The 13,342-nt window shown below is 60.3% G+C and carries 12 protein-coding genes, 4 tRNA genes and 1 pseudogene; 11 read left to right on the top strand and 6 right to left on the bottom strand.

The features are described 5' to 3' along the window. Window positions 1-101 precede the first annotated feature (101 nt). A complete protein-coding gene (locus ACWNZ1_RS24260) occupies window positions 102-1,118 on the bottom strand; it encodes an outer membrane protein assembly factor BamD (protein ID WP_265072390.1) in 1,017 nt (338 codons plus the stop codon). 151 nt (window positions 1,119-1,269) lie between these two features. On the opposite strand from ACWNZ1_RS24260, the gene rluD reads away from it, so the two are divergent. The 9 genes and pseudogenes from rluD (at window position 1,270) to ACWNZ1_RS24215 (ending at window position 8,130) form a co-directional block, all read left to right on the top strand. Beyond that, the gene (gene rluD / locus ACWNZ1_RS24255; RefSeq protein WP_003205696.1) at window positions 1,270-2,232 is read left to right on the top strand and encodes a 23S rRNA pseudouridine(1911/1915/1917) synthase RluD; all 963 of its coding nucleotides are present in this window, start codon (window positions 1,270-1,272) and stop codon (window positions 2,230-2,232) included. Next, window positions 2,229-2,954, top strand: coding sequence for a peptidoglycan editing factor PgeF (gene pgeF / locus ACWNZ1_RS24250; RefSeq protein ID WP_265072389.1), 726 nt, complete (start codon window positions 2,229-2,231; stop codon window positions 2,952-2,954). Before rluD ends, pgeF begins: the two co-directional genes overlap by 4 nt. A gap of 129 nt (window positions 2,955-3,083) precedes the next feature. Further along, window positions 3,084-5,648, top strand: coding sequence for an ATP-dependent chaperone ClpB (gene clpB / locus ACWNZ1_RS24245; protein ID WP_135847224.1), 2,565 nt, complete (start codon window positions 3,084-3,086; stop codon window positions 5,646-5,648). Window positions 5,649-5,948: 300 nt separating this feature from the next. After that, a tRNA-Asn gene (locus ACWNZ1_RS24240) sits at window positions 5,949-6,024 on the top strand. Between the two features lie 7 nt (window positions 6,025-6,031). Further along, a tRNA-Pro gene (locus tag ACWNZ1_RS24235) sits at window positions 6,032-6,108 on the top strand. A gap of 5 nt (window positions 6,109-6,113) precedes the next feature. Then, window positions 6,114-6,189: transfer RNA gene (locus tag ACWNZ1_RS24230), tRNA-Lys, on the top strand. 93 nt (window positions 6,190-6,282) lie between these two features. Continuing rightward, window positions 6,283-6,359: transfer RNA gene (locus ACWNZ1_RS24225), tRNA-Pro, on the top strand. A gap of 145 nt (window positions 6,360-6,504) precedes the next feature. Then, a pseudogene (locus ACWNZ1_RS24220) lies at window positions 6,505-7,275 on the top strand (MCP four helix bundle domain-containing protein); the annotation flags it as partial. Next, on the top strand, window positions 7,267-8,130 hold the full coding sequence (locus ACWNZ1_RS24215) for a methyl-accepting chemotaxis protein (protein WP_406550194.1): 864 nt from the start codon (window positions 7,267-7,269) through the stop codon (window positions 8,128-8,130). The pseudogene ACWNZ1_RS24220 and the gene ACWNZ1_RS24215, both read left to right, overlap by 9 nt. A 183-nt stretch (window positions 8,131-8,313) precedes the next feature. Here the strand turns inward: ACWNZ1_RS24215 and ACWNZ1_RS24210 are convergent, their stop codons facing one another. The 5 genes from ACWNZ1_RS24210 to ACWNZ1_RS24190 form a co-directional block, all read right to left on the bottom strand. Then, complete coding sequence (locus tag ACWNZ1_RS24210) at window positions 8,314-9,612, bottom strand: NAD(P)/FAD-dependent oxidoreductase (protein WP_135847222.1); 1,299 nt, start codon at window positions 9,610-9,612, stop codon at window positions 8,314-8,316. A gap of 60 nt (window positions 9,613-9,672) precedes the next feature. Next, window positions 9,673-9,846 carry a DUF3094 family protein gene (locus tag ACWNZ1_RS24205; RefSeq protein ID WP_039593877.1) on the bottom strand — a complete coding sequence of 58 codons (174 nt, stop codon included), beginning with the start codon at window positions 9,844-9,846 and terminating at the stop codon, window positions 9,673-9,675. A 52-nt stretch (window positions 9,847-9,898) separates the two neighbouring features. Continuing rightward, window positions 9,899-10,426 carry an MOSC domain-containing protein gene (locus ACWNZ1_RS24200; RefSeq protein ID WP_135847221.1) on the bottom strand — a complete coding sequence of 176 codons (528 nt, stop codon included), beginning with the start codon at window positions 10,424-10,426 and terminating at the stop codon, window positions 9,899-9,901. Continuing rightward, a complete protein-coding gene (locus tag ACWNZ1_RS24195) occupies window positions 10,423-11,049 on the bottom strand; it encodes a DUF1780 domain-containing protein (protein WP_003205682.1) in 627 nt (208 codons plus the stop codon). The genes ACWNZ1_RS24200 and ACWNZ1_RS24195 overlap by 4 nt, the downstream gene beginning before the upstream one ends. Before the next feature lie 68 nt (window positions 11,050-11,117). Further along, window positions 11,118-12,011, bottom strand: coding sequence for a LysR substrate-binding domain-containing protein (locus ACWNZ1_RS24190; protein ID WP_406550151.1), 894 nt, complete (start codon window positions 12,009-12,011; stop codon window positions 11,118-11,120). A 151-nt stretch (window positions 12,012-12,162) separates the two neighbouring features. Here ACWNZ1_RS24190 and ACWNZ1_RS24185 point away from each other — a divergent pair, with 151 nt between their 5' ends. Both ACWNZ1_RS24185 and ACWNZ1_RS24180 read left to right on the top strand, forming a co-directional pair. Next, window positions 12,163-12,576: a tautomerase family protein gene (locus tag ACWNZ1_RS24185; RefSeq protein WP_135847219.1), complete on the top strand. Its 414-nt coding sequence runs from the start codon at window positions 12,163-12,165 to the stop codon at window positions 12,574-12,576. Window positions 12,577-12,650: 74 nt separating this feature from the next. Continuing rightward, window positions 12,651-13,337: an energy-coupling factor ABC transporter permease gene (locus ACWNZ1_RS24180; RefSeq protein WP_135847218.1), complete on the top strand. Its 687-nt coding sequence runs from the start codon at window positions 12,651-12,653 to the stop codon at window positions 13,335-13,337. Window positions 13,338-13,342: the final 5 nt, after the last annotated feature.

Raw genomic sequence — 13,342 nt, 5'->3', positions numbered from 1 at the left:
TCAGGCAGTTTAGCCAAGGACTGGAACGGCGCACAGCGCAATAGAAGCCAGGCACAAAAAAGGGAGACCGCTGGGTCTCCCTTTTTGCTGATGCCTTGGCCTCAGTCGAACATGCCGAAGGTCATGTAGCTGAACCAGGAGCGATCGGTGGATTCGCTCTCAGGCTCTTCTTCTTCGATCACGTCGCCATTTTCGTCCTTGGGCTTGAGCTCGTTTGGAATGGCTTCCTTGGCATCCTGGAACTGACGCTGCACGTCCTGGTTGGCGCGGGTTTCGCCCGGCGGCAGGGGGGGACGGGACTCGATCAGGCCCAAGGTGGCCTTGCTCAGCCACGAACGGTTGTCGGCTTCGTCAACCCGTGGGGTGAACTGGCCATCGACCAGGGACGGGTGATCGGGGTAGTTCAGCTTGAGGGTTTCCAGGCTGGTGGCGGCCAGATCGTCCAGGTGCAGACGCTGGTACGCTTCGGTCATCACCGCCAGGCCGTCGCCCACGGATGGGGTTTCCTGGAAGTTTTCCACCACGTAGCGGCCACGGTTGGCGGCGGCGACGTAGGCCTGGCGGGTCAGGTAGTAGTCAGCCACGTGGATTTCGTAGGCGGCCAGCAGGTTGCGCAGGTAGATCATGCGCTGCTTGGCGTCCGGCGAGTAGCGGCTGTTGGGGAAGCGGCTGGTCAGCTGGGCGAACTCATTGTAGGAGTCGCGCGCGGCGCCCGGGTCACGCTTGGTCATGTCCAGCGGCAGGAAGCGCGCCAGCAGGCCGACGTCCTGGTCGAAGGAGGTCAGGCCCTTGAGGTAATAAGCGTAATCGACGTTCGGGTGCTGCGGGTGCAGACGAATGAAGCGCTCGGCGGCGGATTTTGCAGCTTCCGGCTCGGCGTTCTTGTAGTTGGCGTAGATCAGCTCCAGTTGAGCCTGATCGGCGTAGCGACCGAACGGATACCGCGACTCCAGGGCCTTGAGCTTGGCTGTGGCGCTGGTGTAGCTGTTGTTGTCCAGGTCGGTCTGCGCCTGTTGGTACAGCTCGACTTCGCTCAGGTTTTCGTCTACGACTTCCTTCGACGAGCAAGCAGCAGTCAATGCGAGGATGGCGATCAGCAGCAGGTGTTTCACTTGCATGGCGGCTTGCGTCCCTATGACGGCCGCTGTCTTGGGCGGGGCCGTCCTGTTATGATGAGCGCCCCGTTGAAAAGCCTCGGGGCAAAAGACGCCGTATTTAACCACAAGCGCGCAGCCGAAACCAAAGGCTGTGCCGACGCCTAGTCCGAGCATGTCCGATAAAATAGAACTTCGCGCAGAGGTGCCGTCCGAATTGGGCGGCCAACGCCTCGATCAAGTCGCCGCACAACTCTTCGCCGAGCACTCTCGCTCGCGCCTTTCCGCCTGGATCAAGGACGGCCGCCTGACTGTGGATGGGGCGGTCATTCGCCCGCGCGACATCGTCCACGGCGGCGCCATCCTAGAGCTGACTGCCGAGCAGGAGGCCCAGGGAGAATGGGTCGCCCAGGACATTGCCCTGGACATCGTCTACGAAGACGATGACATCCTGGTGATCAACAAGCCTGCGGGCCTGGTGGTGCATCCGGCGGCCGGTCATGCCGATGGCACCCTGCTCAACGCCCTGCTGCACCATGTGCCGGACATCATCAATGTGCCGCGCGCCGGCATCGTGCACCGTCTGGACAAGGACACCACCGGTCTGATGGTGGTGGCCAAGACCATCCAGGCGCAGACACAGCTGGTTACGCAGTTGCAAAGCCGCAGCGTCAGCCGCATCTATGAGTGCATCGTGATCGGCGTGGTCACCGCCGGTGGCAAGATCAACGCACCCATCGGCCGTCACGGCCAGCAGCGCCAGCGCATGGCGGTAATGGAGGGCGGCAAGCAGGCGGTGAGCCATTACCGCGTGCTCGAACGTTTCCGTTCCCACACGCATGTGCGGGTCAAGCTGGAAACCGGCCGGACTCACCAGATTCGCGTGCACATGGCCCACATCAACTTCCCGTTGGTGGGTGACCCGGCCTACGGCGGTCGCTTCCGCATTCCTCCGGCTGCCAGCCAGACCATGGTCGAATCGCTGAAGAATTTCCCGCGCCAGGCGCTGCACGCGCGTTTTCTGGAACTGGATCATCCGACCACCGGTAAGCGCATGAGCTGGGAGTCGCCGTTGCCGGATGACTTTGTCTGGCTGCTGACGCTGCTCAAGCAGGACCGCGAGGCGTTCATCGGATGAGTGACTGGCTGATACCCGACTGGCCCGCGCCGGCCCGGGTAAAGGCCTGCGTCACCACCCGTGCGGGCGGCGTCAGCCTGGCGCCGTTCGACAGCCTCAATCTTGGTGATCATGTTGACGACGACCCCGTGGCCGTCGCCGAGAACCGTCGCCGTCTCACCGATCGGTTTGCCATACGCCCGGCCTGGTTGCAGCAGGTCCATGGGGTTGCCGTGGTCGAAGCCGACCCGGCCCAGGTGGCGACCGCCGATGCCAGTTGGACCGCCACGCCGGGAATCGCCTGCACGGCGATGACGGCGGACTGCTTGCCCGTGCTGTTCTGCAACCGCGCCGGCACCCGTGTCGCGGCGGCTCATGCTGGATGGCGCGGGCTGGCGAACGGCGTGCTGGAAACTACTCTCGACAGTCTCCAGGTTCCGCCCGACGAAATCCTCGCCTGGCTCGGCCCGGCCATCGGCCCGCAAGCGTTCGAAGTCGGGCCTGAGGTGCGTGATGCGTTCATCGCGCAACTGCCCCAGGCGGCACAAGCCTTTGTGCCGAGCCACAACGCGGGCAAGTTCCTGGCCGACATCTATGCGCTGGCCCGTCTGCGGCTGGCGGCGCGTGGGGTCACGGCGGTCTACGGTGGTGGTCTGTGCACCGTGACTGATCCACGCTTCTTTTCCTACCGGCGCAATCCGCGCACCGGTCGCTTCGCCTCCCTGATCTGGATCGAACGCTAGACTTCTCTGACCTGTATCAATAGCGCACTGCTTGAAACTCCCAGAATCGACCACATCTATAACGGTATCTGGCAGGTTTCTTCATTCAGGATGTGTTTAGGTCCGGCCTGCTCAAAAGGAAGGTGACCCATGCGTATTGACCGTTTAACCAGTAAATTACAATTGGCCCTGTCCGATGCCCAGTCGTTGGCCGTCGGCCTGGACCATCCCGGTATCGAACCGGCGCATTTGATGCAGGCCATGCTCGAGCAGCAGGGCGGTTCCATCAAGCCCCTGCTGATGCAGGTGGGCTTTGACGTCAACAGCCTGCGCAAAGAGCTGGCCAAGGAACTCGACCAACTGCCCAAGATCCAGAATCCGACCGGTGACGTGAACATGTCCCAGGACCTGGCGCGGCTGCTCAACCAGGCCGATCGCCTGGCCCAGCAAAAAGGTGATCAGTTCATTTCCAGCGAGCTGGTGCTGCTCGCCGCCATGGATGAGAACAGCAAGCTTGGCAAATTGTTGCTCGGCCAGGGCGTCAGCAAGAAAGCCCTGGAAAACGCCATCAACAACCTGCGTGGCGGCGAAGCGGTCAACGACGCCAATCACGAGGAGTCCCGTCAGGCGCTGGACAAATACACCGTCGACCTGACCAAGCGCGCCGAGGAAGGCAAGCTCGACCCGGTGATTGGCCGCGACGACGAAATCCGCCGCACGATCCAGGTGCTGCAACGCCGCACCAAGAACAACCCGGTGCTGATCGGTGAGCCTGGTGTGGGTAAAACCGCCATCGCCGAAGGTCTGGCACAGCGCATCATCAACGGCGAGGTGCCGGACGGCCTCAAGGGCAAGCGGCTGCTGTCCCTGGATATGGGCGCGTTGATCGCCGGCGCCAAGTACCGTGGTGAGTTCGAAGAGCGGCTCAAGTCCCTGCTCAATGAACTGTCGAAGCAGGAAGGACAGATCATTCTGTTCATCGACGAATTGCACACCATGGTCGGCGCGGGCAAGGGTGAGGGTTCGATGGACGCCGGCAACATGCTCAAGCCGGCGCTGGCCCGTGGCGAGTTGCACTGCGTTGGTGCGACCACGCTCAACGAGTACCGCCAATACATAGAGAAGGACGCGGCACTGGAGCGGCGCTTCCAGAAAGTGCTGGTGGAAGAGCCCAGCGAAGAAGACACCATTGCCATCCTGCGTGGCCTTAAAGAACGCTATGAAGTTCACCACAAGGTGGCGATCACCGATGGCGCGATTATCGCGGCGGCCAAGCTCAGCCACCGTTACATCACCGACCGTCAGTTGCCGGACAAGGCCATCGACCTGATCGACGAAGCTGCCAGCCGCATCCGCATGGAAATCGATTCCAAGCCCGAAGTGCTGGATCGTCTGGAACGGCGCCTGATCCAGCTCAAGGTCGAATCCCAGGCCCTGAAGAAAGAAAGCGACGAAGCGGCGAAGAAACGCCTGGAAAGGTTGCAGGAAGAAATCGTTCGTCACGAGCGCGAGTATTCCGACCTTGAGGAAATCTGGAACTCGGAGAAAGCCGAAGTCCAGGGTTCGGCGCAAATCCAGCAGAAAATCGAACAGTCCCGCCAGGAACTGGAAGCGGCCCGCCGCAAAGGTGACCTCAACCGCATGGCCGAGCTGCAGTACGGGGTGATCCCGGACCTGGAGCGCAGCCTGCAAATGGTCGACCAGCACGGCAAGAGCGAAAACCAGTTGCTGCGCAGCAAGGTCACTGAAGAAGAGATTGCCGAGGTGGTCTCCAAGTGGACCGGCATTCCAGTGTCGAAAATGCTCGAAGGCGAGCGCGACAAGCTGCTGAAGATGGAAAGCCTGCTGCACCAGCGCGTGATTGGCCAGGAAGAAGCGGTGGTGGCGGTGTCCAATGCCGTACGCCGTTCCCGTGCCGGGCTGTCGGACCCCAATCGTCCGAGCGGTTCGTTCATGTTCCTCGGCCCGACCGGTGTCGGTAAAACCGAGTTGTGCAAGGCGCTGGCCGAGTTTCTCTTCGACACCGAGGAGGCCATGGTGCGCATCGACATGTCCGAGTTCATGGAGAAGCACTCCGTGGCGCGGCTGATCGGTGCGCCACCGGGCTATGTCGGCTATGAAGAGGGCGGTTACCTGACTGAGGCTGTGCGGCGCAAGCCGTACTCGGTGATCCTGCTCGATGAGGTCGAGAAGGCCCATCCGGATGTGTTCAACATTTTGCTGCAAGTGCTGGAGGATGGCCGCCTGACCGACAGCCACGGGCGCACGGTGGACTTCCGCAACACCGTGATCGTGATGACCTCCAACCTGGGCTCGGCGCAGATCCAGGAGCTGGTCGGTGATCGCGAGGCGCAACGCGCTGCGGTGATGGATGCGATTTCCACCCACTTCCGGCCGGAGTTCATCAACCGGGTCGACGAAGTGGTGATCTTCGAGCCGTTGGCCCGTGATCAGATCGCCGGCATCACTGAGATCCAGTTGGGTCGCCTGCGCAGCCGCCTTACCGAACGGGAGCTGAAGCTGCAGTTGAGCAGCGAGGCCTTGGACAAGTTGATCGCAGTGGGTTACGACCCGGTCTATGGCGCACGGCCGCTGAAGCGGGCGATCCAGCGCTGGATCGAAAACCCGCTGGCGCAGTTGATTCTGTCGGGTCGCTTCATGCCAGGCGAAACCGTGACGGGCACTGTGGAGAACGATGAAATCGTCTTCAACTGAAAGCCAGCGTATCGGGTGATTGGAATGGCCTCGCACTGCGAGGCCATTTTTTTCATCAGGCCGTTGAACTCAAAGGAAAAGGCTTGTAAAGTGCGCCCCGCAGTACGTCACCCCCAAGGGGCACTTCTCGGTGAGAAGAAACCCAAAATAAGTTGCAAATCATTGTCTTGAAAGCAATTTAAGGGGTTGACAGAGGTTTTTAAGATTGTAGAATAGCGCGCCTCAGACACACGAACGCAGCGATGCGTAAGGGTAGAAGAGGTTGAAGCTAGCTTCAACGTTGTAACTTGAAATATCAGTTCCGTGATAGCTCAGTCGGTAGAGCAAATGACTGTTAATCATTGGGTCCCAGGTTCGAGTCCTGGTCACGGAGCCATTTCAATCGGGGTATAGCGCAGTCCGGTAGCGCGCCTGCTTTGGGAGCAGGATGTCAGGAGTTCGAATCCCCTTACCCCGACCATTTTTGGGTCGTTAGCTCAGTTGGTAGAGCAGTTGGCTTTTAACCAATTGGTCGTAGGTTCGAATCCCACACGACCCACCATTTTTGAAACCAGCTCGCTGGAATCGAATCTTAAGATCAGAGGCCAAAAGCGCTGATCGAGAAGGCGACTTGCGAAGGTCGCCTTTTTTTTACCGGGGTATAGCGCAGTCCGGTAGCGCGCCTGCTTTGGGAGCAGGATGTCAGGAGTTCGAATCCCCTTACCCCGACCATACTAAAAATCCTCGTATCGAAAGATACGGGGATTTTTTTTGCCTGCGAAAAAGCAAACAGTGTTAAGTCATCGTACAAGTTGCCGATAACCCGCCAACAGGGGCATGGCCCCATCTCAGGCCAACAATAAAAAAGGCGCTCCCTATGGTTCTTCGTCAACTGAATATCGCCCCCCGTGCCGCATTGGGTTTCGCTTTGATCGCCGTACTGGTGGCGTTGCTCGGGGTGTTTGCGCTGGGACAGATGTCGAGTATCCGTGACAGTGAAGTCGCGGTAGAAACCCAGTGGCTGCCCAGTATTCGCGGCGGTGACGAGATCCGTGAATGGATGTTGCGCATTCGCACGATTTCCCTGCGCATGGCCCTGGACCAGGATCCGAAGAATATCCCGGTGTACCGTGGGCAAATGGACACCCGCGACAAAGAGCTGAGCGAAAAAATCGCCAGTTACGAAAAGCTCGTCGTCACGCCTGAAGGCAAGGCGCTTTATGAGCAGTTCAAGCAAACTTTCGCCGCTTACCGCACGGGCATCGCCCAATCCTTCGTCCTGGCAGAGCAGGGGCGTCGAGACGAGCTGATCAAGCTGCTGCTGGTGGACATGAAGACCGTGGTGGACGGTTCCGGCAAACAACTCAACGACCTGGCGGAACTGTTCTCCAAACAAGTCTCCATCGAGAGCCAGAAGTCCCAGGAGCACTACGTCAATTCCCGGATGATCGTCAGCCTGTTCATTGTGCTCGCCGCCCTGGCGACGGTGGCCCTGGCGATGTTGCTCACCCGCAGTATCGTCAAGCCTTTGGGCGAGGCGTTGAATGCCGCAGAGAACGTCGCCCGAGGCGACCTGACCCGACCGATCCAGGCCCACGGCAGCGACGAAGTGAGCCGCTTGCTCAAGGCGTTGGCGACCATGCAGCAGAACTTGCGTGAAACCCTGCAGGGCATCAGCGGCTCGGCTACACAGTTGGCGACCGCCGCCGATGAGCTGAACGCCGTCACCCTCGACAGCACCCACAGCCTGCAACAGCAGAATAACGAAATTGAACAGGCCGCCACCGCCGTCACCGAGATGACCACTGCCGTGGAGGAAGTCGCGCGCAATGCCGTTTCCACCTCCGATGCCACGCGTCAGTCCAGTGAATCGGCGTCCCTTGGGCAGCAGCGGGTCAGCGACACGGTCGACGCCATTGGTGCCCTGGCCAGCGATGTGCAGGTGACGGGTGGCCTGGTGCAGTCCTTGGCCAATCAATCACAGGATATCGGCAAGGTCCTGGATGTGATCCGGGCCATCGCCGAGCAGACCAACCTGCTGGCCCTCAACGCGGCCATCGAGGCGGCCCGGGCCGGCGAAAGCGGTCGTGGGTTTGCGGTGGTGGCCGATGAGGTGCGGGCGCTGGCTTACCGCACGCAGCAATCGACCCAGGAAATCGAGCAGATGGTCCAGGGCATGCGCAGCGGCGCCACCCAGGCGCTGGACTCCATGCAGGCCAGCTCCAGCCGCGCCGCCAGCACCCTGGCGATGGCGGAGCGGGCGGGGGAGGCGCTACAGACCATCACGGCGTCGGTCAACGAGATTCACGAACGCAACCTGGTGATCGCCAGCGCCGCCGAAGAACAGGCACAAGTGGCCCGTGAGGTTGATCGCAATCTGGTGAACATTCGGGATTTGTCGGTGCGCTCGGCCACCGGCGCGGACCAGACCAGCGCGTCCAGCCATGAGTTGTCGCAACTGGCGAATTCGTTGCGCACTATGGTGCAGCGGTTTCAGGTTTGATTGATGGATAGCTCGGACAGAGATTCTGTCCGAGCTTAAGTATTGATTGTGCCGCCGTCATCGCGAGCAAGCTCGCTCCCACAGTTGATCGCGGTCACCCTGTGGGAGCGAGCTTGCTCGCGATTGCGGTAGATCATTCAGTGTCAATGTTGCTGATACACCGCAGTCGTCAGCGGTTCGCCCTCAGTGCAACTTCAGCCGAGGCTCAGTCCCACGCCCAATCTTGCTGCCCAGCATCAGCATCGCCGTGCGAAACATGCCATACAGCGCCATCTGGTGCATGCGGTACAGCGACACGTAGAACATCCGCGCCAGCCAGCCTTCGAGCATCACGCTGCCGGTCAGGTTGCCCATCAGGTTGCCTACCGCCGAGAAGCGCGACAGCGAGATCAGCGAGCCGTAGTCGGTGTATTTGTATTCGGGCAGTGCCTTGCCTTCGATCCGCAGTTTCAACGACTTGGCGAGCAGCGATGCCTGCTGGTGGGCTGCCTGGGCACGAGGTGGAACATTGCGGTCGCTGCCTGGTTGCGGGCAGGCGGCGCAGTCGCCAAAGGCGAAAATGTTTTCATCGCGGGTGGTTTGCAGCGTCGGCAACACTTGCAATTGGTTGATTCGGTTGGTCTCCAGGCCGTCGATGTCCTTGAGGAAATCCGGTGCGCGAATCCCGGCGGCCCAGACTTTCAGGCTCGCGTCGATGACCTTGCCATCGACGGTGATCAGGCTGTCGGCCGTTACCTGGCCAACAGCGGCGTTGGTCATGACATTGACCCCGAGTTTCTCCAGGGTCTTGTGCACGGGCCCACCGATGCGTTCGGGCAATGCCGGCAGGACCCGTGGCCCGGCTTCGATCAGGGTGATGTGCATGTTTTCCGGTTTGATCCGGTCCAGGCCGTAGGCCGCCAGCTCATGGGCGGCGTTGTGCAGCTCGGCCGCCAGTTCGACACCGGTCGCACCGGCACCGACGATGGCGACGCTGATGCGCTCCACCACATCGGTCTGGCCGGCGTGGGCGCGCAGGTAATGATTGAGCAGTTGCTGGTGGAAGCGCTCGGCCTGCTTGCGAGTGTCGAGGAACAGGCAATGTTGCGCCGCGCCTTCGGTACCGAAGTCATTGGTGGTGCTGCCGACGGCAATCACCAGGCTGTCGTAGCCCAGTTCCCGGGCTGGCAACAGCTCCAGGCCAGCCTCGTCATAGGTGGCGGCCAGTTGGATTCTCTTGCTCTCGCGATCCAGCCCACTCATGCGCCCGAGCTGGAACTCGAAGTGGTTCCATTTGGCCTGGGCGACATAGTTGAGTTCGTCTTCGGAGGAGTTCAAGGAGCCGGCGGCCACTTCGTGCAGCAGCGGTTTCCAGATGTGGGTCAGGTTCGCGTCGACCAGCATCACGCTGGCCGTGCCGCGCTTGCCCAGAGTCTTACCCAGACGGGTAGCCAACTCCAGACCGCCGGCGCCGCCGCCAACGATGACAATACGATGAGTCATGGGGATATCTCGCAAGGCTAAAGGAAATCGGTGCCGTTACCCGAGCGAGTGCAATGCAACTCATAGCGTCAGGTAACTGATCAATCGGCTCAACAGGCCCAGGCCAATCGTGATGGCCAGTACCACCACCAGGAGCATCCACGGCCGGAAAGGCCGGCGCTCGACTCGGTGCTGGGACAGTTGCAGGTACTCTTCGACATGCTTCTGGTCATCTGGGTTCAGGCGGCTGGTCATAAAGGCCTCGTCAGGTAGACGTTGCGAAAGGTGTAGACGCTACAGCGTCCGGCTATCCGGCATTGAAAGCAGCGTAGCCGCTCGCCGGAACAGGTTCGACACGCAAGCTGTCGTCCAGGCGAATGATTCCACTTTTTAACACCCGTGCAGTGATTCCGCCATGGCCGCGTACGGCCTGGAATGTCCCTTCGCCGAGGTTGCGTTCCAGTCGCGCGCACGGCTGGCACCAGCCGGTGGTTTCGAAGAGGGCCTGGCCGATGCGAAAGCGTCGGCCCTTGAGACTGAACAGGTTGATGCCGCTGATCACAAGGTTGCGGCGCAGCTCTTGCGGCAATACGGGGCGATCCGCCGGGCGGCCCATCAGTGAACCGATCACGGCCAGGTGTTCCCACTGAATCAAGGTGACTTGCCGCGCATTGCGCACGCCGGGGCGGGCATGATCCCCCGTCAGGCCGGCTTCCAGGCGGGCCTCCACGGCGTCCAGTTCGATCATTGGCGCATGGCCTTGGGGGCGCACGCCGATCCAGCGTACGCGGCCTTGCTGGGGCACTGCGGCAATCAGTTCTTGCAAGGGACTCACAGGCTGATCCCGACATCGAACACAATGCTGCGCCCCAGGTTACTGCGCAGAAAGTCCGGCGCGTCGGGATGGGCGAACAATACCCGCGCAAACGTCGGCCCCACCAGCGACAGCGAGCGCCAACCCTGGCGCAGGTATTCGGTCGGCGGCGGGAAGTGACTGTTGAGGTCCAGCACTTCACGCTTGAGGCTGGCGAAGGCGATGATGTCCAGGTCGCCCAGGTCCATGCCGCGCTCGGTGTAGTTGTGGGCTTTTTTGCGCAGGGTCGGGGCCAGCCGCATCAGGAACTCGTTGGCCGGGATCCGCCGGGGCTTGGCTTCACGGCGCACCAGTTGGCTGAGGGAGAACGCGCTGCGGCGGCGTTGCAGTTCGTCGCGCCATTCGTCATTGAGGCGACGACCTTCGTCGAGGACGAAAAACACCTCGAAGTTGGCGTCCCGAAACAAAACGTCCGGCGGCTCCCCGGCGGGCGCGAACTCGTCGGCACGATAGGGCACGTTCAGCCCTTGGAGCAGGCGCTGGCAAACCCAACGCTCACGCTCCCATTTGCGGGCATTGGAGAGAAAGGCGTTGGCTTGCTCGGCCGCGATGGTCAGCAGGCGTAAATAATCGGAGTCATCCATGAGCCCAAGCTTAGCGTCCAAATGTGATCATAAAAAATAAAGCTTGCCGTGAAAGGGCAAAATTTCGATCAGGTAGGGCCCGCTAGCCCGTCCTGTTCAGCCTGGCGCACCAACCAGGCGCAGAATAGCTCCAGTTTTTTGCTGTGTTGGGCACTTCGCTTTGCGATATAGGCGTAGCGGCTTGGGTGGAATCCGAACGGTGCCACTAGACGACCAAGGCGAATGTCGTCGGCCACCAGGTGCCATGGGGCGACGCAAATCCCCAGGCCGGCAATCGCTGCCTCCAACGTAAAGTAATAGTGCTCGTATTCCAATCCGGTCGGCGGAGTGCCCCGGTATCCAATCGCATCCCCCCAGTTTATCCAGGCATCTGGACGGGTTTTTGTATGCAGGAGGGGATGGCTGAAAATCGAGTTCAAGTCAGTTAATTGAATACGCGCGGATAATGTGGGCGACAGAACGATGCCCAGCCGTTCAGGAAACAGCAGGACGGTGTTTTTTGGGTCTCCAACGACGCCCTGTTCAGCCGTGATCATCACGTCATATCGGTCTCGACCTGGATCGGTCGTGTGGACCGGGGAGCTCAAGCGAATCTTGATATCGGGGTAAGTCGTATTGAAGTCGAAAAGACGGGGTATCAGCCACTTGACCGTAAACGTGCTGAAGCAGGAGACGTCCAAGGTGCCTGTCGCAGTGTCTCGGATTCTGCCTACCGCAGCCTCGATCTGATCCAGCGCGGCCGTCAAATCCGGCAGGAGCTCTGTTCCGGCAGCGGTGAGCTGCGGTTTGTTTTTCGGGCCTTCGAACAGATCCACGCCAAGACTCAGCTCCAGCTGACGTACCTGGCGACTCACAGCGCCGGGCGTGACAGACAGCTCCTCGGCGGCAGCCGTCATTTTTCCCAGTCGGGCAGCCGCCTCGAAGGTACGTAGTGCATTCAGTGGGGGGAGTCGACGTCTCATGAAGTGACTTTAACTCAATTACATGGGGCGTATAAATCGGTATCAGGCACCGTCCGGATTTTGCAGAATTCCTTGGTTAACCAAGTATCTGCTGACGGTTCAGGGTCGCCAGAACTGAGGAACACTTCAAATCAAATTGAGAGCACCTCACATGCCATTCGTTCGTACCGCCGTTATCAAAGGCACCAGCCAGCAACAACGCCAGCGCATTGTCGATGCCATACACCAAGCGTTGGTCGAGAGCATTGGTATGCCCGAGGATGAATTGTTCAACTTGGTCGCGGACTATGATCCGGAGCAGTTTTTTTACAGCCGCACTTTTAACGGTGTGGCGCGTTCCGACAATTTGATCGTGATTGAGATTACGATGCGTAGAGGCCGCAGTGATGCGATGAAGCGGGAGCTCTACAAAAAAATTGCTGACAATCTCGGTGTCCAGGCTCAGGTTCGCCCGCAGGACGTTTTCATCTTCATGCATGAGAATGACTATTCGGATTGGTCGGTGGGCTTTGGTAAGTTTGCAATGGCATTGGTACAACAAGCAGGGAGTGTCGCGACCGAGTAGCGAACGAACTGCGTTTTGAGGCCGGCCGCTTGAATAAGCGCAGTACCGTTTTCAAGTTCTCGCAGGAGTAGTCCATGATCGGTGCCGAACTGCTTTCACCGCAGACCCTGGCAGGCGGCTGGCTGATTTATGTGCCGGTGCTGCTCTGGGCGGTGTCGCGGGCGCCGTGGGTTGAGCTGTTCACCGACAGCCGTCGCCAGCATTTGCTGTTCGGCACGGTGTTGGCGCTGTTCATGTTGTGGCTGGTGCGACGGGATTTCGATACGGGCGTTTCGTATCACTTCATCGGCATGACCGCCGTGACGCTGCTGCTGGATTGGCCGCTGGCGATTCTCGGCGGCCTCTTGGCCCAGTTCGCGCTGGTGTTGCTGGGCCGTCAGGACATGGCGGCGGTGGGTGTCAACGGTACGCTGTTGATTCTCTTGCCCGTGTTGGTCACCGAATGCTGCGCGATCCTGGTGGAGCGTGCCCGGCCGCGCAATCTGTTTGTGTATATCTTCTGCTCGGGGTTTCTCGCCGCGGCGCTGTCGGCGTTGTTGTGCCTGCTGCTGGGGCTCGGTTTGCTGTGGTACGACGGTGTATTCGCCATGCCTTACTGGCTGGAAGACTTCATCGGCTACCTCTGGCTGATCATCTTTCCCGAGGCCTTCATCAACGGAATGGTGGTCAGTGCCCTGGTGGTGTTCAGCCCCGAATGGCTGGAGACGTTCAACCGCACGCGCTATCTGTCGGCGCCCTGGAACGATGACGACAAGCCTTGATTCAC

Source organism: Pseudomonas sp. CFBP 5748, from assembly GCF_053850495.1.
The sequence above is the reverse complement of the archived record's forward strand: the minus strand, read 5'-3'. Positions and strand labels throughout refer to the sequence as shown.